The organism is Streptomyces sp. NPDC003038, assembly GCF_040611115.1.
Lineage (GTDB): Bacteria > Actinomycetota > Actinomycetes > Streptomycetales > Streptomycetaceae > Streptomyces.
Genome location: NZ_JBEXNN010000045.1, coordinates 1 through 22649 on the forward strand (window position 1 = coordinate 1; position 22649 = coordinate 22649).

The window sequence follows — 22649 nt, forward strand, 5'->3', positions numbered from 1 at the left end:
TGCCGACGAGGACGACCGTCCCCGCCGACATCAGCACCAGGGGGTACCTCCCGGCGGTAGCCGGGGGAGAACCTCCGCCGTCCAGGCTTTGGCCGCGTCCGTCAGCGCGCGGAGCCGCCGTTCGGCGGTGACCGCCGCGCGGCGGGCCTCCTGCGCCGCCCGCCCGGCCTCGCGGTGCTGCTTCTCGGCCTCGGCCACGGCGGTGTACGCGAGCTCCCGGGCGGCCTGGGCCCGGTCGACCTCCTCCTCGGCGGCGGCCGCCTGTGCGCGGGCGCGCTGCCGCGCCTCCTCGGCCAGGCGGAGCTCGTCCTCCCGGACGGCCGCGGCCTCCTGCGCTTCGCGGGCGGCGGCCCGGGCCGCCTCCAGGCGGGGGTCGGGCCGCCGCTCGGCGGCCGGTGACCGGGGCGGCGAAGGCTGCCGGGCCTGCCCGGTCTCCCCGGCCTGCCCGGGCTGCCCCGCTGACTCCGCTGGCTCGGCCTGCTCGGCCTGCGAAGGCGCGGGCGGCACGGCCCCCGGGTCGATGCCGGGAAACTCCGTCACCGGAGCCGGGGCCTTCACGAGCCGCCCCGAAGCCCACGCCTCGGCCGCCTCGGGCTCGGCGAGGACCGTGTACAGGATCTGCTCGACGTCCCGCAGCACCGTCCCGGAGGCCGGGGTCCCCGCTTCGTCCGCCAGCCGCAGCGCCTCCCGGGCCAGTGCGCCGATCACCACGTGCTGCTGGTGCGACAGGGTGCGCAACTGCTCGCCGTTCAGGGACCGGTGCGCCTCCCGCAGCGCCTGCCCGAGCTGGAGGAACTGCTCGACCTCGGACGGCTTGCCCCGTACCAACAGGTTCGACGCCCAGGCCGCGAGCGTGGGACGCCGCAGCGCCGCGATCCGCTTCCCCGCCGCCCGGTCCCCGGCCCGCTTGGCACCGGCCGCCGCCTCGTCCCGCGCCGACGTGAACTGCGCCGGGGGCAGCCCGTACAGCTCGTCGATGACCTCTTCCACATCCACGCCGCCCACTGTCCGTCATCACCGCCCGCGTACGACGGACCGTGTCCGCTCCGCGCGCCGCAGGCCGGGACACGCGCGTGCCCCGGGTGAGTGACGAAGATCGCCGAAACGGGTCAGTGGCTCGGCCCACGCGGGTGAAGCACGGGCCGCCACCGGTTTCCACCTGGGCCTGAGTCCGTTGGGGGGGCCATGAACACTCCCATAAGCGCCCCGATACTGCCCGCGGCCGCCGCCCCTGAGTCTGTCGTCGAGGCCGGGGTGGAGACCGGACCCGAATCCCTCCCCCGCATACGGTCCACGCTCCACGACGGTGTACTCGCCGTCAGCCTGGCCGGGGAGTTCGACCACCACACCTGTGCCCCCCTGCGCCGCCTCCTCGAGGAAGGCGCCGCCCGCGGCGCCGACCGCCTCGTCCTCGACGCGGCGCAGGTGACCTTCTGCGACTCGGGGCTGCTCCACGTACTGGACCAGTGGGCCGGGGCCGGCCGCCGCTGGGAACTGGCCACCGCCTCCCGGGCCGTCCGCCTGCTCCTGGCCGTCTGGGCCCGCGCACGGCGTGCGCACCTCCGGCGCCGACGTGAAGGGGTGAACGCATGACGTTCACCGCCCTGACGGTGCTCCCGCTCCTCCTCGCCGCCCTCCTGACCTGGCGGCTCCCCCCGCCGCCGACGTAAACCGCGCGGGCGGCAGAGGCCCCGGGGGCCCCGGAGGCCGCACCGGCGCCAGGGGCCGCATCGTCAGTCGTAGTCCGGCCGGCTCCACGCCGTGCTCGTCGACGATGCGGCCCTCGCCCGGTTCCACGACACGGTCGGCCAGGTCGATCAGGGACCGGGTCGTGGGAGGTGCCCCCGAGCCGTACCCGCAAGCCGGTCCGTCACTTCCGCGGTGCGGAGGTCGTTAGGGCCTGGGGGTTGACTCGGGGGCGAAGGGATGACGGTATGCGGCAGTTTCCTCTGGAGATGCACGAGGTGGCACCCGGTCGGGTGGTCGAGTGGCGGTTGCGGTCCACGGCCGCGGCGGGGGCCGGCGGTGGGGGCGACACCTCGGGCAGGAGGGCGTCCTTCAACCAGGACAAGCACTTCACCGTCGCCGAGGAGAGCCGTGCGGCCGACGACCCGGTCGCGTCCTGGCTCGCGGTCACCTTCGAAGTGACGGGTGTCCTGGACGAGCCGGCCCTGGCGCAGGCGCTGCTCGCCTTCGTCCAGCGGCACGAGGTGCTGCGGTGCGCGTTCCGCCGCCTCGCCGGCGAGCTGGCGTGCGAGCCACTGGAGGCCGCTGAACTGGCCCTGGACGTCGAGCACGTGGGTACCTTCGAGACGTCCGAGCTGCTGCGCGGTTTTCTCGCGGAGCGGTTCAAGCGCAGCATCGACACCCTCTCCTGGCCGCTGTTCACCATGGGCGCGGTGCTCCGCGAGGGTTCCACGACGGTCTATCTCGCCTTCGACCACATCGTCTGCGACGGCATGTCGATGCCGATCGTCGTCCACGAGGTGCTGACCGCGTACGAGGCCCTGTGCCGGGGCGAGGACATCGAGCTGCCGGCCGCCCCGAGCTACCTCGACTTCGCGGAGGAACAGCGCCGCCGCTACCTCTCCATCGACGTCGCGGACGAACGCCTGGACTACTGGAAGAGCTTCATCGGGCGGGAGGGCGAGTTCTTCCCCCGGTTCCCGCTGGACCTCGGCGTGGAGCCGGGTCGGATGTACCCGATCGTCAACGAGGCCTCCCTGCTGCTGGACGCCGCCGAGGCGGAGGTGTTCGAGAAGACCTGCCTGACGGTCGGCGGCAAGCCCTTCATGGGAGTGCTCGCCGCCGTCGCCGTGTGCCTGCGCGAGGCCGGCGGGCCCGGCGTCTACCGGGGCTTCATGCCGGTCAGCGAGCGCGGCCGGGGCGCTTGGACGAATTCGGTGGGCTGGTTCGTCAACACCATGCCGATCGAGTTCGACGCCTCCCCCGGCCGGGACTTCGCCCAGATCATGGCCGCGGTGCGGGCAGGATTCTCCGAGATGATCGGTCATATCGACGTGCCGTTCGTCCGCGCCTGGGAGTTGCTGGCGCCCGAGGAGTTCGCCGCCCGCTCCTGGCCGTACCCGGTGAACTTCTTCTCGTACATCGACATGCGCAAGTGCCGGGGCTCCGAGCGGCACGAGGAGTGGCAGCCCACCACCCATGTGTGGTCGGCGCGCGCCAACGGTGCCTGCTCCTGGTTCCACCGGGACGCGGACGGGCTGCACATGAACTCCATCTACGTCGACACCGCGCCCGCCCGGCGCACCATGGGTGACTTCCAGGAGGCGCTGCGCCGGACTGTGCGGGAGCTCGCCCGCTCCGGCGGATTCCGCCGGCCCATCGCGCTCACCGCGCCGCGCAGGTCCGGGCGTACCCCGCTCGACGTGGCCGCGTACGCCCGCCTCCGCTGAGCCGTCGCGGCCGGCAGGGGTGGAGCGGAGCCGGGTCCGGGTCGGGTACGCGTCTACCCCGGGGTGCCGCCCGGCCGGGGTGCCACCTGCCCGGGGCGCCCGCCCGCCCCGGGGCGCCGCGGGTCACGGGGCGCCGCGGGTCACGGGGCGCCGCGGGTCACGGGCCGTCGCCCGACCAGTCCCAGTGGGTGGAGTCGGCCGCCCGGCGGCGGTAGTGCGCGCGGCCGCCCGCGCCGAAGCGTCCTATCTCCGTGGGGAGCCGGACCTCTTCGGCGCACTGGGGCTCGCTCCAGCCCGTGATGTCGAGGAGGAGCCCGTCGAGAGGTCCGCCCACGAGCTCGCCGTAGACGTGGCCGGGGCGCGGACCGGGGTCGGGGTCGTCGTGGTCGGCGCCGTAGATCCGGCGCCGGAGCATGCTGTCGTCCATGTGGATCAGCCTTACAGGCACCACTGACAACGGGCGGGGAGCCCTGCGGAGGAAGCGCGGAGGCCCTGGATCGGTGCGGGGCGGCAGGTGCGGGGAGGATGGGTGCGGCCTTCCCGGGCACGGGAAGCACGGACGAGGAGCACCGCGCATGGCACGTCGGGTACACCAGCCGCTGGAGAACCAGGAGTTCGACTTCATCCTCTCGATGGCGACAGGGCCGGTTCTCGCCTACTTCTGCGGCACCTGGCCGAAGGCCGTCGAGGCCTGCCGCGCGATGGACGCGGTCGTCGGCGAGCTGGCGCAGGAGTACGGCACGCGGTTGACCGCCGTGCGGACCGATATGACCCGCTGCCCCGAGCCGACCCGGCGTTACGGCGTGACCGGCGCCCCGACCGCCGTCCTCATCAAGGACGGCGAGGCGGTCGCGAGCCAGGCCGGGCCGATGACGCGCGAGGAGTTCCGGGCGTTCCTGGACGCCCATCTCTGAGAGGGCGGCCTTCGGCAGGGCCGGATGGGCGAAGAAGGGTGATCTGGCTGAAAGTGGCATAGGTGGGATAGGTGCCTTAGGCATGTAATGGAGGCCGGCGAGACGGAACCATCGCTTGCGAGGTGCTCCATGTCAGACATCGTTGCCTTCCCCCAGGACCGAACCTGCCCCTACCATCCCCCGGCCGCCTACGAGCCGCTGCGCCAGGGGCGGCCGCTCTCCCGCGTCACCCTCTTCGACGGCCGCTCCGTATGGGTGGTCACCGGACACGCCGAGGCGCGCGCCCTGCTCTGCGACGGCCGGCTCTCCGCCGACCGTCAGAACGCCGCCTTCCCCGCGCCCACCCGGCGTTTCAAGGACCTGCGGAACCGGCGCACCGCGCTGCTCGGGGTCGACGACCCCGAGCACAACACCCAGCGCCGGATGCTGATCCCCCACTTCACCCTGAAGCGGACCGCCGCCCTCAGGCCGCAGATCCAGCAGACCGTGGACCTGCTGATCGACGAGATGGTCGCCGAGGGCCCGCAGGCCGAGCTGGTCGGCGCCTTCGCGCTGCCGGTGCCTTCGATGGTGATCTGCGCCCTGCTCGGAGTCCCCTACGAGGACCACCAGTTCTTCGAAGGACAGTCGCGCCGGCTGCTGCGCGGGCCGGAACTGGCCGACGTGGAGGAAGCCCGACGGCAACTGGAGGATTACTTTCGCGACTTGATCGCACGCAAGCGCAGGGAGCCGGGCGACGGGCTGCTGGACGAGCTCGTCGCGCGGCGCCTGGAGACCGGCGAGGTCGATGTCGAGGAGCTGATCGCGCTCGCCGTGATCCTGCTCGTCGCGGGCCACGAGACCACGGCCAACATGATCTCGCTCGGGACGTTCACCCTGCTGCGGCATCCGGAGCAGCTGGCCGAGCTCCGCGCGGATCCGGCCCTGCTCCCGGCGGCCGTGGAGGAGCTGATGCGGTTCCTGTCGATCGCGGACGGGATGTTGCGGGTGGCCACCGAGGACGTGGAGATCGGCGGGGTGACGGTCCGCGCGGACGACGGGGTGGTCTTCTCCACCTCCGTCATCAACCGCGACGAAACCGTCTTCGCCGAGCCCGACGCACTGGACTGGCGCCGGCCCGCCCGTCACCACCTGGCCTTCGGCTTCGGGATCCACCAGTGCCTGGGCCAGAACCTGGCCCGCGCCGAGATGGAGATCGCGCTGGGCACGCTGTTCGAGCGGCTGCCCGGGCTGCGGCTGGCGGCCGAGCCGCACCGGATCCCGTTCAAGCCCGGGGACACCATCCAGGGCATGGTCGAACTCCCCGTGGCGTGGTGAGGGTGGTGTCGGCCGTACGTCTGCGCATCGACATCGACACCGGCGTCTGCATCGGCGCCGGTCAGTGCGCGCTGACCGCGCCCGGGGTGTTCACCCAGGACGACGACGGCTTCAGCGAGCTGCTCCCGGGCCGCGAGGACGGCGGCGGCAGCGCGCTGGTCCACGAGGCCGCCCGTGCGTGCCCGGTCTCCGCCATCTCCGTACGGGAAGCCTGACATGCGGAGGGGTGGGGACGGGGCCGCCGCCGGCCGCGCCCCCACCCCCGCCGGCACGGGGACGGATCAGTCGATGCCCTGGGCGAACCGGAAGAAGCGGTTCGGGTCGTAGGCCCGCTTGACGGACCGCAGCCGGTCGTAGTTCTGCCCGTAGTACGCCTGCCGCCAGTTCGTCAGGGCCGGGTCCATGTAGTTCTGGTAGGACCGGTGGTTCGAGTAGGGGTCCATCGTCGTGAAGCCGCCGTCCACCCAGGCCTGGGCGCGGTCCTTGTCCTCCTGGCCGGCGTCCGGCCGGGTCAGCCCCACCGAGTAGCCGGCATTGAAGAGCGCGTCGCGGTGGACGAACGCGGTGGCGGCCGGGGCGAGGTCGTTGATCTTCCCGCCGTAGGCGAAGAGGCCCAGGAAGCGGAACTGGCCGGGCCGGACATCGGCCGTGAAGGCCCCCAGGGCCGCTTCGGCGGCGGAACGGGTCCATGCCGCGGGGAAGAACATGTTGCGCCCGGTGGAGTAGTTGTCGCGGGGCAGCTGCGCGTCGGGCGAGTAGCCGATCCGGTGGCACTCGGTGACGGTCTTCTCCCCGCAGCCGAAGACCTTCATCATCGCCTGCTGGTAGGGGAGCTCGGTGACCGTCCGGCTGGTACTGGGCCGGCCGGCCGCGGCGACGAACCGGTCCAGGGCCCGGTCGCAGTCGGCCTTGGCACCCGCGTAGGCCCCGGTGAGGACGACGTACGGCTCGGAGCCGGCGGGCCCGTCGGTGGAGAGCAGGAACAGCAGCTCCGCGGCGAGCTCCCGGGGCGCGTCCTTGATCCAGTCCTGCCAGGCCAGGATCACCTCGACGGCGTCCGCCCAGCGGAAGTTGAGGTTGTAGCTGGTGAGCGAGGGTATCTGGACCGGCCGGACCTCGAAGTCGGTCACGACGCCGAAGTTGCCGCCGCCGCCACCGCGCAGGGCCCAGTACAGGTCGGGGTTCTCGTTCTGCGAGGCGCGCACGGTACGGCCGTCGGCCAGGACGACCCGGGCCGACACCAGCCGGTCGGAGCCCATGCCGAACTTGCGGGAAGCGAAGCCGAGCCCGCCGCCCTGGAGCCAGCCGCCGACGGCGACGGTGGGACACGTGCCGGACGCCACCTGGATGTTGTAGGGGGCCAGCGTGTTCAGGACGTCGACGCCCTGGCTGCCGGGGCCCAGGTGGACCGTGTCGCCGGGGCGGACGCTGTTCATCCGCGAGACGTCGATGACCAGGCCAGGGGTGGTCGAGTAGCCGGCCGCGCTGTGGCCGCCGCTGCGCACGGCCGGGGTGAGGCCGTAGTCCTGGGCGAAGCGGACGCAGGCGGCCACATCGCGTTCACTGGTGCAGTAGGCGATGGCCTGCGGATGGATCACGTCGAACTGCGCCAGCTGCAGTTGCTTGGCCGTCTCGTACGTCGCGTCGGAAGGCAGGACCAGGCGGCCCGAGAGGCACCGCTGCAGGGTGCTCCAAGGCGCGGTGCCGGCGGCCTGCGCCAGCACCAGTCCGCCGGTGCCGACCGTCAGTGCGGCAGCCGCGCCGACGCCGGCTCCGGCGCGGATGAGCGAGCGCCTGCTGATCACTGGACCACACTCCGTTCCGTCCTGGCATGCAGGACATGGGCGTCCTGGCGTGCAGGACAAGGACGTTGAACAGATGCAGCATCGGTGACGGAACCCGGGAGAGGGGATGCGGCGGCCCGCAGTCCGTCACAACGCACCCCGCACCTGCCGGGCGGCGGCGGACCCCTCGGTCACCGCCTGCACCGGCACCGCGCCGTTCCGTGAGGCGCCCGCCTCCAGGACGCCCGAGAGCCCCGCCGGGCGGACCGGCGGGGCTCTCAGCACGGGCTCGGCCCGCGAAGCGGCGTTAGAGGGTGACCACCCGCTCAGCCTGGGGGCCCTTGGGGCCTTGGGTGACGTCGTACTCGACCTTCGCGTTCTCCTCGAGCGACTTGAAGCCGCTGGACTCGATCGCGGAGAAGTGCACGAACACGTCGGGGCCGCCGTCGTCCTGCTGGATGAAGCCGAACCCCTTCTCCGAGTTGAACCACTTCACGGTGCCTGTTGCCATCAGTGCTGATCCTTCTCAACGTTCCACTGCGGGCCGCACACGCGGCCGTTTCCGATCCTGCCCAACGGTCCCGCAGAGCACACGCTGAACGCGGCCAACCGGGGGCGCGTCGCGCATTCGAACTTCTGGCCGCCGGGTCGGTGAATCGGGGGAGCTGCGGTGTCCCGGCGACGCCCGTGCCAGTGGGCCTCGGGGCGGGGCCCGCTCGGCTTGCCCCAGCCGGCGAGGTGGAGCAGCCAGGTGACGAGCCCCGCGACGACGACGAGGGCGAGGCCCGGCCAGACGCCGGGGACCCACGTGGCGGCCCTCGGCATCGTCGGCCGGCAGGAGGTGGCGCAGCTGCTCGGGCTCAACGTCACCGGCCCGACCTGCCTCGGCCACATCCCGGGGGCCGGGGATTCCCGGCCGGGAAACCGGGCGCCGGGGAGCCGGAGCCCCCGCTGGTACCATGGGCGGTTGACCATCTTGTTCTTGCTTCGAAAGGTTCTGCATGAAGAACCCGTCAGCTCATGGGCGCTTCGGTGTGAAGGCCGGCGTGAAGGGCGGTGCCAAGGGCGCCAAGGCCACCCGGACCCTCGGACCGCAGGGTGAGTTCGCGACGCCCGCGACGAAGACGCCGGCGCTGCCGCCGGTGGAGTCGTTCTCCGAGCTCGATCTGCCCCGTGAGCTGGTGGAGACCCTGACCGGTCTCGACGTGAAGGACCCGTTCCCCATCCAGGCCGCGACGCTTCCGAACGCGCTGGCGGGCCGGGACATCCTCGGCCGCGCGCAGACCGGCTCGGGCAAGACCCTCGCCTTCGGCCTGGCCCTGCTGGCGCGCACCGCGGGACAGCAGGCGGATCCGAAGCGGCCGCTGGCGCTGATCCTCGTACCGACGCGCGAGCTGGCGCAGCAGGTGACCGACGCCCTGACTCCGTACGCGCTGGCCCTGAAGCTGCGGCTGGCCACGGTGGTCGGCGGGCTCTCGATCGGGCGGCAGTCGGGCGCGCTGCGCACCGGCGCCGAGGTCGTGGTGGCCACTCCCGGACGCCTCAGCGACCTGGTGGGCCGCCGTGACGTGCACCTGGAGCGCGTGAAGATCACCGTGCTCGACGAGGCCGACCAGATGTGCGACCTGGGCTTCATGCCGCAGGTCACGGAGCTCCTCGACCAGGTGCACCACGCGGGCCAGCGGATGCTGTTCTCGGCCACCCTGGACCGCAATGTCGACCAGCTGGTACGCCGCTACCTGAAGGACCCGGTCTCGCACTCCGTGGACCCCCAGTCGGCCTCGGTGGGGACGATGGACCACCACGTGCTGCACATCCACGCCGCCGACAAGTACTCGACGGCGACCGAGATCGCGGCCCGCGAGGGCCGGGTGCTGATGTTCCTCGACACCAAGCACGGGGTCGACCAGTTCGTGAAGCACCTGCGGGCCATGGGCGTCCGGGCGGAGGGGCTGCACAGCGGCAAGTCCCAGCCGCAGCGCACCAGGACGCTCGCGCAGTTCAAGACCGGCGCGGTCACAGTCCTGGTGGCCACGAACGTCGCCGCGCGCGGTATCCACATCGACGACCTCGACCTCGTGGTCAACGTCGACCCGCCGGCCGACAGCAAGGACTACCTGCACCGAGGCGGCCGCACCGCCCGCGCGGGCGAGTCCGGCCGGGTCGTCACCCTGGTCACCCCGAACCAGCGCCGGGACATGGTCCGGCTGATGTCCGACGCCCGGATCCGGCCGACCATCACCCAGGTGCGGTCCGGTGAGACCGCGCTGAGCCGGATCACCGGCGCCAAGGCCCCGTCCGGGGTGCCGCTGGCCGGGTCCGCGCCGACCGACGCCAAGGGCAGGCCCTCGGGCTCGGACCTCGGCTTCCGCGGGATGGGTACCCGGCCCGGACGCCCGGGGAAGGGCAAGGAGTCCCGTAAGACCATGGAGGCCCGGCAGACCGCCGAGGCCCGCCGCGCGGCCCGGGTGCGCCGGGGTCAGTGACACCCGTACGCCGGCCCCCGCGGGCGGGGCCCGGCGCGGTACGGGGGCCTGCCGTCAGCGGCGACGGCGCCGCCAGGCCACGATCTTGCGGGTGACGACCGGCGGCAGCAGGTCCTTGGCCAGTCTGCGCCAGCCGGCACCCCGCCTGCGCGGCGGGGCGGGGGCGGGGGCGGTAGCGGGGACCGCGACCGGCCGGGCCGGCTCGGCCACGGGGCGCAGCGGCCGCGGCGGCTCCGGCGGGGTGGCCCCTTCGTCCATGACGCGGACCACGGGCCGGCCGGCGATCACGTCCACGCCGTGCGAGAGGTCCGTGCGGCCCTCCAGCCAGGTGAGCAGCGCGGCCTGGTGGGGCGCGGGATCGTCCCACGTCGCGTACAGCTTCAGGGCCGACACGCAGATGGGGCGCAGCTCGCCGGTGACCACCGCTGTCCAGACCGCGGCGGCGACGCCGGGGCAGTGCTCCGAGCGGTAGTCGTCGAAGACCACCACCGCGCCCGGGGCCGCCACGAGGCGCGAGGACTCGATGTCGGTCACGACGTGCTCGTAGAGGTGCGAGGCGTCGATGTGGACGAACCGGCAGCTTCCCCGGCGCACCTTGTCGGCGACGACCGAGGTCGGGGCCTGGATGACGGTCGGCAGGGTCTCGTGGAAGGCCAGGTAGTTCGTCTCGAATCCGCGGCGGGTGAGCGTGGGGTACGAACCCCGGTTCTCCGCGAGGTTGGAGTCGTCCGTCGCGGGTGAGTCGAAGAGGTCGCAGACCGTGAACTCCTCCCCCGCCCGCAGGTACCGGCCGAGGAAGATCGTGCTCTTCCCCATGAACGCGCCGAGCTCGAGCAGGTCGCCCGGCTGCCCCGCCTCCGCGTTCTGGCGGGTGAGGAACCAGTCGAAGAGCACCTGGTCAGATGCCCAGAACCAGCCTTCGACCTCGCTGTAGGCCGTGGGGACGGGCGGGGCCGGCTCGCCGTCGGGGGTGGTGACGGGAACCTGTGAAACGTGCGACACGGAGAGTCATCCTCCAGCGGAATGGCATCGGTTTCCACGCTGATACCCGGCCGGGTAACGGCACCCTAAGCCCCCGCACAGAGGTGTGGCGAGACTTCTGCGAAGTAAACGTGGAATCAGGTCTTCACACCGCCGCTCGCCGGCGCAGACGCTCGGCGGCGGCGTTGCGGACACGGCGGGTGCGCGCGGCGGACGCCAGGAGGCTGAGCGCCTCGTACGAGGTCAGCGACCGGGCCGCGGTGCGCTGGCACCAGTCGGAGGCGGCCGTGAGCTCCCCCGCGGACCACGGCTCGCCGCGGGTGATGGCCGTAAGCAGGGTCCACTCGCGCAGCGGGCGCTCCGCGAAGGGGCGGCCGGCCAGCACGGTGGTCATGGCCCGGGCCCAGGCGTGGAATCCCTCGTCCGCCGCCAGGAGAGCCGCCCGGCGGTCCAGGTGCGTGACCACCGCGCTCTCGGCCATCACGCGGTCGGGATCGCGCAGCACGGCGGCCACGGCGTGCGCTTCGGCCTCGGCGCTCCCGTCGGGAAGGGCGGCCAGGGACTCCAGGTGGCGGGCGTACCGCCAGTGCTCGGGGGGCGTGGGGCCCTCGACGGCGCTCATCCGGCGGCTCCCTCGCGGACGCGGCCGGCCCGGACGTTCACCGCGGCCGGGACCAAGGCTGTTCGGCCGGGTCCTGCGGGGAAGCGGAGAGCCGGACTCCGTCGACGTCGGCCCTCCGCGCTCCGCCGGTCAGTCGTCTCCGGGTGCCTCGCGGAGCTCGTGCTCATGCACTTCGTACGTCTCGTGCCCGCCCCCGCCCCGGCCCGACTCGTCCTCCGGCTCGGGCAGCGGAGCTCCGGTCTCCAGCAGCGTCTTGAGGCTGGAGGCGAGCATCGGCCAGGCCCGGGCGCACATGCCGATCAACGTGCCGCCCGGTTCGAAGCCCTCGTGCCGGATGGTCAGCCGCGCGAGGGTATCGCCGACCGGCTCGATCTCGTACGTCACCTTCGTGCGCCGTTCCTTCGCCAGCTCGGCCCGCAGCTCCTCGCCGATCCCGGCCGAAGCCGCCCACTGCGGGCTGAAGGTGTGCCACGTGTAGGAGAGCCGTCGGTCCGGGACGCAGTCGAGGACCACCTGCGCGGGGTCGCTCGTGCGGGCCCCGCGCTCGACCCAGTCCATCGGCGAGCCCACCGCCCAGTCGGTCTCGAAGCTCAGGCCCCAGTACCGCCGGGTGAAGGCGGGTTCGGTGAGGGCCTGCCAGACCCTGGCGGGATCGGCCTGGATGTACAGGGTGTAGGTGATCGCGCTGTCGCTCATGGCCCCATGCTGCGCGACCGCGGCCCGTGGACGCCGGATTTCCGGATTTTCCGGATCACGGCGGTGCCCGCGGCCCTGCGCCGCGACACGCCGGCCGTCACCAGCGGGCGCCCTCCTGGGGGAGCTCCGTGAGCGGGGTACGGGCGGGGCTGGGCAGGCAGAGGCGGATGCGGGCCGTGTGGACCGCGGCGAGCTCGTGATGGCCGGCCGGACCCCAGTCGTTCAGCTCGCGCACCTGCTCGGGCGTGGCCAGCAGCCGGGCATACGCCGGGTCCGCGCCCGGCGGGACGGCGGTGAGGCGGGCCGCGGTGCGGGCGTGGGCGCCCCGGTCGCCGTGCCGGTAGCCGAACGGCAGCGCACCCGCGGTCGGCCCGGCCGTCGGGGGCGGCAGGTGGGCGGCGCCGGTGGCCCGGGCGATCAGGAGCAGGACCCGCCCGTCGGGGGCGAAGAGCCAGCCCGAGCGGTCCCGTACCGGCAGGTGCGCGGGGACCCGGCCGGAGATCCAGGCACCGCGCTGCGGCGTGCGGCGGGTGCGCAGCACGCCGAGCCGGTCGAGGGCGGTGGGCGCGGTGGGACGGCCGTCCTCCAGCAGGGCGGCGCCGGCGCCGTTGACGCGGGCTCGCAGGGCGGACAAGGCGCGGCGGGCGTCGCCCGCCTCCATCAGGGCGGGCAGGTCGGCGGGCTCGGCGAAGTGGATGCCGGTGACCTCCTGGTCCGGGAGGCGGACGGTGTCGATCCGGTCCTGGGACCACGTACCGCCGTCGTAGACGTGCAGGATCTCCCCGGGAAAGCGCATCTCGGGCGGGAAGCCGGGGGCGCCGGCCGGGATCCAGTCCACGGCGAGGCCGTGCGGGTAACGGCCGTCGATGCCGAGCTCCTCGCGCATCTCGCGGGCGGCCGCGGCGGACGGCGCCTCCCCCCGGTCCACGGCTCCCCCGGGCAGCAACCGGTCGGCCCGGTAGTCGACGCTCTGGACGAGGACCCGGCCGTCGGCGTCGGTGACGAGGACGACGGCTCCCGTCCAGAGCGCGGCGCGCGAGGCGCCGTACGCCTCCGGGGTCATCCACGTCCCCGCCCGCTCGTGATCACCGGTCACGGCCTCGTCGGACAGCTGCGGCATCGGAACTCCGTTCACCGTGGGTGGACCCGCCGGCTGTGCAACAGCGGGCCCGGCCCCCGGGTTACGGCGGACCGATGTAACCGGACTAACACCCTCCGTTTTGCTGCCCCTATACCTCCTTATTACCTGGTTATGCCAGTCTTGGTACCTTCCACGGGCGGATCGGCGGCCTGAAAACCGCCGGTCCGTCCACTTCAGCCGGACCGAGGAGACACCCGAGATGCGACCTGCTTCCCCTACGGGCACCCGGGCGGCCACCGGCAAGCGGTGGACCCCGGCGGGCCTCGCGGGCGTGGCCGGCGGCGCCGTGGTCCTCGGCTTCGGCGGGCTGTACGCCGCCGGGCTGCTGCTGGCCGGCGGGGACGTCGCCCCCGGCACGAAGGTGCGCGGCGTCGACATAGGCGGCATGAGCCGGTCCGCGGCCCGGGAGGTCCTGGACCGGGAGCTGGGCCCGTCCGCCGCGGCCCCGGTCGCCCTGCGGATCGGCGAGCGCACCGAGCAGGCCGATCCGGCCGCGCTGGGCCTGTCCCTGGACAGCGCCGCGACCGCCGAGCGCGCCGCGCGCCCCGGCTCCGACCCGTTCACCGTGATCGGCCGGCTGTTCTCCTCCGGCGACCCCGATGCGCAGCCCGTGGTCCGCCTCGACGAGAAGACCGCCCGCACCTCCCTGGCGGACGTCGGGAAGAAGGCAGGGCAGGCGGTCCGCGAGGGCTCCGTCGCCTTCGAGAAGGGCAAGGCCGAAGCGGTGGCCCCGGTCACCGGCATAGCCGTCGACGTCGACCGCTCGCTGGACGCGCTGCGCGCGGGCTACCCCCACACGGGCGGCGACCCGGCCCCCGTCACCCTCCCCGTTCAGCGGACGGAGCCGCGGATCGGCCGGCAGGAGACCGACCGGGCCCTGAAGGAGTTCGCCGAGCCGGCGATGTCCGCCCCGGTCACGCTCACCGTCGCCGGCGAGCGCATACCCGTCGGTCCCGCGGTCCTGTCCAAGCACCTCACGATGAAGGACGACGGCCAGGGCCGCCTCGCCCCGCGCCTCGACTCCGAGGCGCTGCTCGACGACCCCGCCGTCGCCGGCCCGCTGCGGCTGGCCACGCCCGGCCCCGCCGAGGCCAAGCTCCGGCTCGACGGTGACGGCCGGGTCACCGTCGCCGAGGACGGCCGGGCGGGCCGGCAGGTCACCGAGCAGGACCTCGGCGCAACCGTGCTGCCGCTGCTGACCGGGACCGGCGCGGCCGCCCGTACCGGCGAGCTCGCCACGGAGACCACCGCGCCGCGGCTCACCCAGGACACGGTCCGGCAGCTCGGTATCAAGGAGAAGCTCTCCTCCTTCACCGTCAACTTCGAGCCCGCCGCCTACCGCACGACCAACATCGGCCGGGCAGCCGAGCTGATCAACGGTTCGCTGGTGCTGCCCGGCGAGACGTGGAGCTTCAACCGCACGGTCGGCGAGCGCACCAAGGAGAACGGCTTCGTCGACGGCCTGATCATCAACAACGGCCAGTACGAGAAGGCCGCGGGCGGCGGGGTGTCGGCGGTCGCGACCACCGTCTTCAACGCGGTCTTCTTCGCGGGCGTCAAGCCCGTCGAGTACGGCGCCCACTCCTTCTACATCGAGCGCTACCCCGAAGGCCGCGAAGCCACCGTCGTATGGGGCAGCCTCGACCTGCGCTTCACCAACGACTCCGGCAAGGCCCTCTACATCCAGGCCGAGGCCACCGACACCTCCATCACGATCACCTTCCTGGGGACGAAGAAGTACGACGAGATACGCGCGGTCCAGGGCCCGCGAACCAACATCCAGGAGCCGGCCGAACGCACCGGCAAGGACCCGAAGTGCGAGCCGCAGTCCCCACTGGAGGGCTTCGACGTGGCCGTCGACCGGGTGTTCGTGCAAGGCGGCGAGGAAGTCAAGCGGGAGACGATGAAGACGCGCTACACGCCGCGCGACAGCGTGACCTGCGAGGCGTGAGGCACACTGGGGCCAGTGGCATCGGGGGAGCGGCATCGGGGGGAGCGGCGTGGCAGCGAGTGACGTGGCAGTGGGGACCGGGCGGGGCCGGGGGAAGCCGGTGACGCGGGCCGGAGGCAGGGCGGCGGACGAAGCGGCGGGCCGAGCGGCCGGCCAAGCCGGCCCGGGCAGGCTGGCGGGGGTCGACGCCGTACGCGGCCTCGCGGTCCTCGGCATGTTCGCCGTACACGTCGGGCCCGCCCCGCAACCCGAAGGCGCCGGTTATCTGCTGGTCGCTGCCGACGGGCGCGCGCCCGCGCTCTTCACCCTCCTCGCCGGTTTCTCCCTCGTCCTCGCGCAGCGCGGCAGCGGCGCAGCCGACCGGCCCGAGGGCTGGGCGCGGCGCTACCGCCCGCTGCTGATCCGCTGCGCCATCATGGCCGCGCTCGGCCTGTGGCTGGCCTCCCTGTGGCCCGGAATCCTGGTGATCCTGGCCTTCTTCGCCGTGTACTTCCTGGCCGCCGAGCCCTTCACCCGGCTCTCCACCCCCGTGCTGACCGCGGTCGCGGGCGTCTCGGTGGTGGCGGGGCCGCTCCTGTCGTTCCTGCTGGGACCGGTGTTCGGGTACGAGGCCTCCGGCCGGGGCACGGTCCCCGAAGCCACCGATCTGACCAGCTGGGCGGAGCTGGGCCGGGTGCTGTGCGAGCTCCTGCTCACCGGCGCGTACCCGCTCGCCACCTACTTCCCGTACGTCCTGGCCGGGATGGCCCTCGCCCGGTTGTGCGATGTACGCAGGCGCGCGGTGGGGATGCGGATGGCGGTGTGGGGTGCGGCCGCCGCGGTCGCGGGCTACGGGTCGGCCTGGCTCGCCACCCACGTGTTCGGCGCGCGGGAGCGGCTCCTGGAGGCGATAGCCGTCCACCACCCGCAGGCCATGGCCGCCGCCGACCCCGTACGCGAGGTGCTGCGCGGCCAGTACGGCGCCGTGCCCAGCACCTCCTGGCACTGGCTGCTCGTGGCCGACCCCTACAGCCAGACCCCGCTGGAAACACTGGGCAACGCCGGCGTCGGCTGCGCCCTCATCGGCCTGTGCGCACTCGTCGCGCGCCGCCGGGCGGGCGTCCGGCTGCTGCGGCCGCTCACCCTGCTCGGTGCGATGGCGCTGAGCGCGTACGTCGTCCACGCGCTGGTGCTGGCCGGCCCGGCCCACGGCGCCGCGTCCTGGTCCGCCTGGATCACCTTCAGTGGCGCGGCACTTGCCCTGACCTGGGCCTGGCAGCGCGTTTGGTCCCACAGCCCACTGCGCCGGGGGCCGCTGGAGCACGCGCTGCGGCTGGCCGCCCACGGGCCGGGCAAGCCCGCGGTCGTGCCGGCGCAGGCGGTCGCCCCGGTACTCGTCTCCCAGGGTGCCGATATGCCTGCCGGCGCCGGGACGCGGGAGTAGATTTCCCGGCCGCGCCGCGATGACCGCGTCCGGCCGCATCCCGCAAGCGACCGGCCGCGTCGGCTCGGGGGGGACGGCGGCTACGCTCGCACCGCAACGCGGATCACACGGGGAGCGGGGACGTGGGCGGTACGGGACGGGAAGAGGCGGCGGCGGCCGCCGTCCGGGCGCTGAGGGAGCTGGCGCGGCAGCGGCCGGACGGGATCGAGCTCCTCGACGGGTTCACCGACGCGGAGTTGGACGGCTGGACCGTCCCGGTACCGCAGGACGTCCGGGTCGTCCTGCGGGAGATCGGCGGGGTGGAGACCGAGGACCACGCGTACCGCTTCGGGCCGCGCGGCCGTGCGGTCTTCGCGGACGGCTACTGGACCCTGGGTGAACCTCGCTTCGGAGAAGGGACGTTGATCGTCGGGGTCGGCGCCGACGGCTGGGGGCCGGTCGTGGCCGTCAACCCGTGGGGGGACGAGCGGGACGTCACCGTCGAGGCCCCGGATTTCCTCGGGTGGCTCGCCGGCTTCTCCGCGCGGCTGACCGACGGTGAGCGGGACCGGCCGGGTGCGGAGTTCACCGCGGAGGCCGTCCCGACCGTCGAGGTGGCCGAGGGGGCGGACGCCGAACTCGCCGCGCTCGTCGGGCGCGGCGACTCGCTGACCGATCTCGTCGACCTGCGCTCGCTGCCCGGATATCCGTGCGCGGTGAGCTGGCAGCCCTACTTCTCCACCTCCTACAACACCGCCGACACCGGCAGCAGCGAGGTCCAGTACCGGATCACGGCCGGAGGCCGCGCGCTGCTGCTGCGCTCCGTGGTGAGCGGGGACTTCCTCGGCCGGCCCGTACGCCGCCACACCGTGCCGGCCGATGCCGCGCAGCGCGCGGTGGCCGAACTACGGGCACTGGCCGCCCGGTTCCCCTCGTTCGTCGTGCTCGAAGCGGGCTGCGCCGACTCGGTCATGGACGGCTGGACGATCGCGGTGCCGGAGGACGCCCGGACCGTACTGCGCGAGATCGGCGCGGTGGCGATCGCCGGGCTGCCGGAGCTGCGACTGCTGCCCGGCGCCCCCGAGCACGCCGTGGACCCAGAGGTGCACCGCATGCTGGGCGGCGACGGTACGTACTGGCCGCTCGCGCGGATCGACTACGGCCGCAGCAGCGCCCTCGCTCAGGTCCGCATCGACCCGGCGACCGGGCGGTGGGGGTACGCCGTCTCCGTGCCCACCTGCGCGGAGTCCCTGCGGGAGTACCCCGAGGTGGCGCTGATCGCGGAGTCGCTCGCGGATCTCCTGCTGACCTTCGCCCGGCTGGCCCGACGGGCCGCCGACGGGCCGGACTTCGCCGGGCGGGTCTCCCGTGACGGCCGCTGGCTCTTCCCGAACACCGGGGAGCCCTGGCCGCGGCCCGCCCCGGTCGGCGAGTGGGCCGGATCGGCGGACCCGCTGCTCGCGGCGGCGGCCGCGGAACTGCCCGACGGGACGCACGCCGCCGACCTGCGGGCGGTCCCGATCCCGAGCGACCTGTGCTTCTACCGGGCCGAGGACTGGCCGTACGACGCCCGGCTCGACCGGCTGCACTTCGCGGCGGCCGGCCGCCTGGCGGCGGCGGTGCCCGCCGAGGACTGACGGGCGGTCCACGGGCGCCGGGGCCGGAGGCCCGTGGACCGGGGGCCGGGGGATTCATCCGGGTGGCGCTCCGGCCCGGCAGCCGGGTCCGGGCGGCCCCGTTGGCTTGGATGGGCGGGACGGGGCCCGACCGGGGCTCCGTACAGCCCCCCACCCCAGGGAGTCGCCATGGCGAAGATCGCACTCATCGGCGCGACCGGCACCATCGGAACCCGGGTGCTGCACGAAGCACTCGGGCGCGGTCACGAGGTCACGGCGGTCGTACGCGATCCCGCGCAGCTCCGGAACAGCGGCGCGGCCGTGGTGCCCGGCGATGCTCTCGACCCGGCGTCCGTGGCCGAGGCCGCTGCCCGGCACGACGTGGTGGTCAGCGCGTTCGGCGCCGGGACCGGGGAAGCCGGCGCGATCGGCGCCGTCGCGAAGTCGCTGATCGGCGGGGTGCAGTCGCTCGGCACGGACGCTCCCCGGCCGCGGGTCGTCGTGGTCGGCGGGGCGGGTTCCCTGCGCACCCCCGGCGGACCGCTGGTCTGGGACGAGGCAGGCATCCCGGAGCCCGTCCTCGCCGTGATGCACGCCCACGGGGAGGCTCTGGACTTCCTGCGCACCGTGCCCGTGGAGGAGGTGCGCTGGACCAGCCTGAGCCCGGCCGCGCAGATCGGGCCGGGGGCCCGGACCGGGACGTACCGGCTCGCGCTCGACGACCTGATCGTCGACGACGCCGGCCGCAGCCGGATCTCGACGGAGGACTACGCCGTCGCCCTGGTCGACGAGATCGAGCGGGACGCGCATGCGGGCCGGCGCTTCACCGTGGGCTACTGACGCCCGGGTCGGCCCGGGTCTCGGCGGCGACAAAACGTACTCTTCCCGTCGCAACCGCCGCTACCTGCGACGACGCCAGATCAAGCACACCATCCCCGAACCGAAGAACCAGCGGGCCAACCGCCAACGAAGGAGCAGCAAGGGCGGCCGACCCGCCGGCTTCGGCAAGACGATCTACAGGCGAAGGAACGAAGTCGAGCGGACGATCAACGCGTTGAAGAACTCCCGGGCCGTGGCCACGAGATTCGGCAAGCGCGGCTACATCTTCCACGGCACCGTCACCTCGGTCCGACTCTGGCTCCGCCCGTGATCTCCGCCGGATCTAGTAGCCGGTTGTGCCGTCGAGCATCTCGCGCAGGATGTCCAGGTGGCCGTTGTGGCGGGCCGTCTCCTCGGTGAGGTGGTGCAGGATCCAGCGCAGGTCGACGTGGACGCCGTTGCGGATGGCACGCTGGGCTTGTTCGTCCAGGTCGTTCCCGGCGACCAGTTCGCCGTAGCGGGTGCTCTGTTCGGCGTATTCGTCGAGCAACTGCGTGAGCGGGAAGTCGACGGCGATACGCATCTCGCGGTCGGGGTCCTCCTCGGTCCCGGGGCCCCGGTCTTCCTCGCCGAGGAAGACCACCTGGAACCAGTAGTACTCGACCCAGCGAAGGTGATTGATCACTCCGCTCATGGTCATCAGCGGTGAGCCCGGCAGAAGCGCCTTGCGTGCGTTCTCCGCAGAGACGCCTTCGCATTTGGCGCGGGCGGTGTCACGTGCGTAGTCGAGAAACGTGGTGAGCTGGGTGCGTTCGTCCCACGCCGGCGGTGTGTCATCGATTCTGGTCATCGCGCGAAGCGTCTCCGATCACCGCGACCGATGTCGAGGTATTTATCGACGGACCCAACCTGCTTCACCCAGCTCATTGTCCGGCGGGTCGATACGGCAATTCAGCGCCGGTGGGCCGCCCGGCATGATCCGCCGGACAGGCCCTAGGGCTGTGTGATGTCGTGATCAGTCAGCGGCCTTCAGGAGGTCGTCGATCCAGATCATTGCGGCGCGGAGGTGGAGGCCTGCGAGGTAGCTCTCGGGTGCCTTCATAGCGGGTGGCGATGCCGCGCCAGGCCTTCAGTTTGTTGATCAGGCGTTCCACGGTGTTCCGTTCCTTGTAGAGATCGGCGTCGTGGCTGATGGGCCGACCGCCTTTCGCGCCTTTCTTCTTGCGGTGGGCGGCCTGGTCCTTCTTCTCTGGGATGACTGCCTTGATGTTGCGTTTGCGCAGGTAGGCGCGGTTGCGTCGGGATGAGTAGGCCTAGTCCGCGGCGACCGTGCCGGGCCTGTTGCGGGGTCGGCCGACGGGCAGACGCACCCGCACGCTGCCTAGCACGGGGATGAATTGCGGACTGTCCGCGGGCTGCCCGGCGGTCAGGACGAAGGCGAGCGGACGGCATTTGCGGTCCGCGGCGAGATGGACTTTGCTGGTCAGGCCGCCCCGGGACCTGCCGAGCAGGGCTTCCTTCAGCCGGAGCTTGCGCCTGCGTCGGACGCGCCGGCGCTCGGCCTGTCCGTTCCGTTCCTCCGGTCCGCCCCCATTTTCCGGGCCTCCTCCTGCCCCCGCGCAGCCTCTTCAAGAGCCTCCCTGAGGCCCTTACCGACGCGCATCCCGGCGGCATCGTGGTGGGCACGGCCACTGTGAGCGTCACAGTGGCCGGAGGATAGCGATCTATTCGGGTAGCTGATATCGGTTTCGGTGAAGTCGAGCGCGATGTCGGGTTCACGAGGCTCGAAGAACCCACGCGCGCCCTCTACCCGAGCGTGAGCATCGCCTCGGCGACCTCGCCGACCGCCGCATCGGGGATCGCTGTGGCGGCCGTCTTGAGGACGAGCAGCCGCGCCCCGGAGATCTCGCGCGCGATTGCCTCGCCGTTGCCGACGGGGAAGAACCGGTCGCGGTGGCCGTGGACGACGAGCGTGGGGACCTCAATCTCGGGCAGACGCTCCCGCCAGCGGGGTTTGCAGTCGAGCCTGGAGAACACCATGCCCATCTGGTTGGCCATGTGGAGCGCGGGTGCGGTGCCGGGCGTGCGGTCCCAGATGCGTGTGGCGAGCTCGCGCGCGGCGACGGGGTCGTCGCCGCGGATCTCCGCGCCGTCGGCAGCGAACTCCGCTACCGCCTCGCGGTCGGTCCAGTCGGGCATCTGATGCGCGAACAGCCGGCGCATCGCCGCCTGGTCATGGTCGGGGAGGTCATCGTCAGGTGGGCCAGGCGCAACCGCGCGGGCGCCCACCAGGGTGAGCGCCGAGAACGCGCCCGGATGGTCGAGCACGGCCACCTGGGCGACCATTCCACCGACGCCGATCCCCGCGAGGTGCGCGGGCCCGCCGCCGAGCGCGTCAGCAAGGGCAGCCGCGTCGGTGGCGAGGTCCCGCAGGGTGTAGGCGGGCGCCTTCGGGTCCGTCGTCGTCGACTCCCCGCTGTCGCGCAGGTCGTAGCGCACCACGCGGCGCCCGCCAGCGGTGAGGCGCTCGCACAGCGCGTCGGGCCAGGAGAGCATCGTCGTCCCGCCCGCGAGCAGGACGAGTGGTGCGTCGTCGTCACCGAACGACTCGATACCCAAGGCGATCTCATTGGCGTTGACCGTGGTCATCGGATCACCCCAGAACGTCGTAGGTCAGGTGCGTCGCGGTCGATGTCGGGGTCACGCTCCGATGCACCAGCGTGCGCGGCGCTGTGCCGGTGAACAGTGGCGTCCCGGAACCCGGCACCAGGGGCGCGAGGTGCAGCGTCAGCGCGTCGACCAGCCCGACGTCGAGCGCCGAGCCGATCGTGGCGCCGCCGCCCATGAGGACGACGTCGAGGTCCTTGCCGCTGTCCGGGCCGGGGTCGGGCCCGGTGACGAAGCCGTCCAGAGAGACCGAGATGTCAGCGATGATGCGAGTCATGCCAGGGCAGACCCGATCCGCCGCCCAAACTCGTCGCTCACGCACGAAGCGTGTGCCGGACGCGAACCCGATAACACGACGCCCGAAGCGGCACGTCGGAAGTACAGCAGACGGTCAATCCCGGAGTACCTCAGAGGCCCATATGCACAGGTCAAAGGGTACGGCCACGTTGGTGCTCGGAATGGCCATCTGAAGCGCACAGTGGCCAAGTAGGACGCTCAGTCCCACCAGATGTGACTGAGTCTTTTAGTTGGCCAGTTGAGTGACGGCCCGGCAGGGTTGACGCATGACACGCGATGACCTCTGCGAGATGCTCGCCGAGCAGACGCCGGCATGTGGCCCCGCGCGAGAGGCCCTGCTCTCCGGAGGCGCCTTCGATGTCTGGGAGGGCCTGGTCCGCGCCACCAACGCTTCCATACCTACCGGATCCGACGCCGGGTCGCGCAGAAGCGCGGGCAGGTGACACTCGGCCTCGACCAAACGGTCGGCATCCTCGAAGGCACGGGAGCCGAACTTCTCCGTATCGGCTCGATCAGGACGGCAGATCGGGCATGGACGTT

General features: G+C 72.8%; 22 protein-coding genes and 3 pseudogenes. 12 read left to right on the forward strand and 13 right to left on the reverse strand.

Features of this window, described 5'->3' with window-relative positions; translation table 11 throughout:
* Positions 1-30 precede the first annotated feature (30 nt).
* A complete protein-coding gene (locus ABZX75_RS31360; protein WP_355416625.1) occupies positions 31-996 on the reverse strand; it encodes a hypothetical protein in 966 nt (321 codons plus the stop codon).
* 189 nt (positions 997-1185) lie between these two features.
* Between ABZX75_RS31360 and ABZX75_RS31365 the strand changes: the two genes are divergently transcribed.
* Positions 1186-1593, forward strand: coding sequence for an STAS domain-containing protein (locus ABZX75_RS31365; protein ID WP_355416628.1), 408 nt, complete (start codon positions 1186-1188; stop codon positions 1591-1593).
* 341 nt (positions 1594-1934) lie between these two features.
* On the forward strand, positions 1935-3416 hold the full coding sequence (locus tag ABZX75_RS31370) for a condensation domain-containing protein (RefSeq protein ID WP_355416631.1): 1482 nt from the start codon (positions 1935-1937) through the stop codon (positions 3414-3416).
* A gap of 157 nt (positions 3417-3573) precedes the next feature.
* Here ABZX75_RS31370 and ABZX75_RS31375 read toward each other — a convergent pair whose 3' ends face one another.
* Positions 3574-3843, reverse strand: coding sequence for a hypothetical protein (locus ABZX75_RS31375; protein WP_355416634.1), 270 nt, complete (start codon positions 3841-3843; stop codon positions 3574-3576).
* Between the two features lie 148 nt (positions 3844-3991).
* Between ABZX75_RS31375 and ABZX75_RS31380 the strand changes: the two genes are divergently transcribed.
* The 3 genes from ABZX75_RS31380 (at position 3992) to ABZX75_RS31390 (ending at position 5862) form a co-directional block, all read left to right on the forward strand.
* On the forward strand, positions 3992-4330 hold the full coding sequence (locus ABZX75_RS31380) for a thioredoxin family protein (protein ID WP_355416637.1): 339 nt from the start codon (positions 3992-3994) through the stop codon (positions 4328-4330).
* A 129-nt stretch (positions 4331-4459) separates the two neighbouring features.
* Complete coding sequence (locus ABZX75_RS31385) at positions 4460-5647, forward strand: cytochrome P450 (RefSeq protein WP_355416640.1); 1188 nt, start codon at positions 4460-4462, stop codon at positions 5645-5647.
* A gap of 20 nt (positions 5648-5667) precedes the next feature.
* On the forward strand, positions 5668-5862 hold the full coding sequence (locus ABZX75_RS31390; protein ID WP_355416699.1) for a ferredoxin: 195 nt from the start codon (positions 5668-5670) through the stop codon (positions 5860-5862).
* Positions 5863-5928: 66 nt separating this feature from the next.
* Here ABZX75_RS31390 and ABZX75_RS31395 read toward each other — a convergent pair whose 3' ends face one another.
* The 3 genes and pseudogenes from ABZX75_RS31395 to ABZX75_RS31405 form a co-directional block, all read right to left on the reverse strand.
* Positions 5929-7452, reverse strand: a complete 1524-nt coding sequence (locus ABZX75_RS31395) for an FAD-binding oxidoreductase (protein ID WP_355416643.1) — start codon at positions 7450-7452, stop codon at positions 5929-5931.
* 286 nt (positions 7453-7738) lie between these two features.
* Positions 7739-7942 (reverse strand): cold-shock protein, encoded by a 204-nt coding sequence (locus ABZX75_RS31400; RefSeq protein ID WP_355416646.1) that lies wholly within the window; start codon positions 7940-7942, stop codon positions 7739-7741.
* 191 nt (positions 7943-8133) lie between these two features.
* Positions 8134-8217, reverse strand: a pseudogene (locus tag ABZX75_RS31405) (HGxxPAAW family protein); the annotation flags it as partial.
* Positions 8218-8432: 215 nt separating this feature from the next.
* Here ABZX75_RS31405 and ABZX75_RS31410 point away from each other — a divergent pair.
* Positions 8433-9917: a DEAD/DEAH box helicase gene (locus ABZX75_RS31410; RefSeq protein WP_355416649.1), complete on the forward strand. Its 1485-nt coding sequence runs from the start codon at positions 8433-8435 to the stop codon at positions 9915-9917.
* A gap of 54 nt (positions 9918-9971) precedes the next feature.
* Here the strand turns inward: ABZX75_RS31410 and ABZX75_RS31415 are convergent, their stop codons facing one another.
* The 4 genes from ABZX75_RS31415 to ABZX75_RS31430 form a co-directional block, all read right to left on the reverse strand.
* Entirely contained in the window at positions 9972-10919 is a 948-nt protein-coding gene (locus tag ABZX75_RS31415; RefSeq protein WP_355416652.1) for a class I SAM-dependent methyltransferase, read from the reverse strand.
* Between the two features lie 124 nt (positions 10920-11043).
* A complete protein-coding gene (locus tag ABZX75_RS31420) occupies positions 11044-11520 on the reverse strand; it encodes a hypothetical protein (RefSeq protein WP_355416655.1) in 477 nt (158 codons plus the stop codon).
* A 129-nt stretch (positions 11521-11649) separates the two neighbouring features.
* Entirely contained in the window at positions 11650-12216 is a 567-nt protein-coding gene (locus tag ABZX75_RS31425) for an SRPBCC family protein (protein WP_355416658.1), read from the reverse strand.
* A 97-nt stretch (positions 12217-12313) separates the two neighbouring features.
* A complete protein-coding gene (locus ABZX75_RS31430) occupies positions 12314-13336 on the reverse strand; it encodes an NUDIX hydrolase (protein WP_355416661.1) in 1023 nt (340 codons plus the stop codon).
* A 220-nt stretch (positions 13337-13556) separates the two neighbouring features.
* On the opposite strand from ABZX75_RS31430, the gene ABZX75_RS31435 reads away from it, so the two are divergent.
* The 5 genes and pseudogenes from ABZX75_RS31435 to ABZX75_RS31455 form a co-directional block, all read left to right on the forward strand.
* Entirely contained in the window at positions 13557-15308 is a 1752-nt protein-coding gene (locus ABZX75_RS31435) for a VanW family protein (RefSeq protein ID WP_355416664.1), read from the forward strand.
* 49 nt (positions 15309-15357) lie between these two features.
* The gene (locus ABZX75_RS31440) at positions 15358-16731 is read left to right on the forward strand and encodes a DUF418 domain-containing protein (protein ID WP_355416667.1); all 1374 of its coding nucleotides are present in this window, start codon (positions 15358-15360) and stop codon (positions 16729-16731) included.
* 122 nt (positions 16732-16853) lie between these two features.
* Positions 16854-18347 carry a hypothetical protein gene (locus tag ABZX75_RS31445; RefSeq protein WP_355416670.1) on the forward strand — a complete coding sequence of 498 codons (1494 nt, stop codon included), beginning with the start codon at positions 16854-16856 and terminating at the stop codon, positions 18345-18347.
* Positions 18348-18515: 168 nt separating this feature from the next.
* Positions 18516-19166: an NAD(P)H-binding protein gene (locus ABZX75_RS31450; RefSeq protein WP_355416673.1), complete on the forward strand. Its 651-nt coding sequence runs from the start codon at positions 18516-18518 to the stop codon at positions 19164-19166.
* Between the two features lie 19 nt (positions 19167-19185).
* Positions 19186-19476 (forward strand): annotated as a pseudogene (locus ABZX75_RS31455) (transposase); the annotation flags it as partial.
* 12 nt (positions 19477-19488) lie between these two features.
* On the opposite strand, the gene ABZX75_RS31460 reads toward ABZX75_RS31455, so the two are convergent.
* The 4 genes and pseudogenes from ABZX75_RS31460 to ABZX75_RS31475 all read right to left on the reverse strand — a co-directional run bounded on the left by ABZX75_RS31460 (position 19489) and on the right by ABZX75_RS31475 (position 22089).
* Complete coding sequence (locus ABZX75_RS31460; protein ID WP_355416676.1) at positions 19489-19995, reverse strand: DinB family protein; 507 nt, start codon at positions 19993-19995, stop codon at positions 19489-19491.
* A gap of 165 nt (positions 19996-20160) precedes the next feature.
* Positions 20161-20847 (reverse strand): annotated as a pseudogene (locus ABZX75_RS31465) (IS5 family transposase); the annotation flags it as partial.
* A 104-nt stretch (positions 20848-20951) separates the two neighbouring features.
* The gene (locus ABZX75_RS31470; protein WP_355416679.1) at positions 20952-21794 is read right to left on the reverse strand and encodes an alpha/beta hydrolase; all 843 of its coding nucleotides are present in this window, start codon (positions 21792-21794) and stop codon (positions 20952-20954) included.
* Positions 21795-21798: 4 nt separating this feature from the next.
* On the reverse strand, positions 21799-22089 hold the full coding sequence (locus ABZX75_RS31475) for a dihydrofolate reductase family protein (RefSeq protein WP_355416682.1): 291 nt from the start codon (positions 22087-22089) through the stop codon (positions 21799-21801).
* A gap of 286 nt (positions 22090-22375) precedes the next feature.
* On the opposite strand from ABZX75_RS31475, the gene ABZX75_RS31480 reads away from it, so the two are divergent.
* Positions 22376-22552 carry a hypothetical protein gene (locus ABZX75_RS31480; RefSeq protein ID WP_355416685.1) on the forward strand — a complete coding sequence of 59 codons (177 nt, stop codon included), beginning with the start codon at positions 22376-22378 and terminating at the stop codon, positions 22550-22552.
* Positions 22553-22649 lie beyond the last annotated feature (97 nt).

What these genes read in the sequence shown, in the direction of transcription:
- ABZX75_RS31365 (WP_355416628.1), top strand. Translation starts at nt 1,186, where the DNA reads ATGAACACTCCCATAAGCGCCCCGATACTGCCCGCGGCCGCCGCCCCT.
- ABZX75_RS31370 (WP_355416631.1), top strand. Translation starts at nt 1,935, where the DNA reads ATGCGGCAGTTTCCTCTGGAGATGCACGAGGTGGCACCCGGTCGGGTG.
- ABZX75_RS31375 (WP_355416634.1), bottom strand. Translation starts at nt 3,843, where the DNA reads ATGGACGACAGCATGCTCCGGCGCCGGATCTACGGCGCCGACCACGAC.
- ABZX75_RS31380 (WP_355416637.1), top strand. Translation starts at nt 3,992, where the DNA reads ATGGCACGTCGGGTACACCAGCCGCTGGAGAACCAGGAGTTCGACTTC.
- ABZX75_RS31385 (WP_355416640.1), top strand. Translation starts at nt 4,460, where the DNA reads ATGTCAGACATCGTTGCCTTCCCCCAGGACCGAACCTGCCCCTACCAT.
- ABZX75_RS31400 (WP_355416646.1), bottom strand. Translation starts at nt 7,942, where the DNA reads ATGGCAACAGGCACCGTGAAGTGGTTCAACTCGGAGAAGGGGTTCGGC.
- ABZX75_RS31410 (WP_355416649.1), top strand. Translation starts at nt 8,433, where the DNA reads ATGAAGAACCCGTCAGCTCATGGGCGCTTCGGTGTGAAGGCCGGCGTG.
- ABZX75_RS31420 (WP_355416655.1), bottom strand. Translation starts at nt 11,520, where the DNA reads ATGAGCGCCGTCGAGGGCCCCACGCCCCCCGAGCACTGGCGGTACGCC.
- ABZX75_RS31425 (WP_355416658.1), bottom strand. Translation starts at nt 12,216, where the DNA reads ATGAGCGACAGCGCGATCACCTACACCCTGTACATCCAGGCCGATCCC.
- ABZX75_RS31430 (WP_355416661.1), bottom strand. Translation starts at nt 13,336, where the DNA reads ATGCCGCAGCTGTCCGACGAGGCCGTGACCGGTGATCACGAGCGGGCG.
- ABZX75_RS31435 (WP_355416664.1), top strand. Translation starts at nt 13,557, where the DNA reads ATGCGACCTGCTTCCCCTACGGGCACCCGGGCGGCCACCGGCAAGCGG.
- ABZX75_RS31450 (WP_355416673.1), top strand. Translation starts at nt 18,516, where the DNA reads ATGGCGAAGATCGCACTCATCGGCGCGACCGGCACCATCGGAACCCGG.
- ABZX75_RS31460 (WP_355416676.1), bottom strand. Translation starts at nt 19,995, where the DNA reads ATGACCAGAATCGATGACACACCGCCGGCGTGGGACGAACGCACCCAG.
- ABZX75_RS31470 (WP_355416679.1), bottom strand. Translation starts at nt 21,794, where the DNA reads ATGACCACGGTCAACGCCAATGAGATCGCCTTGGGTATCGAGTCGTTC.
- ABZX75_RS31475 (WP_355416682.1), bottom strand. Translation starts at nt 22,089, where the DNA reads ATGACTCGCATCATCGCTGACATCTCGGTCTCTCTGGACGGCTTCGTC.
- ABZX75_RS31480 (WP_355416685.1), top strand. Translation starts at nt 22,376, where the DNA reads ATGACACGCGATGACCTCTGCGAGATGCTCGCCGAGCAGACGCCGGCA.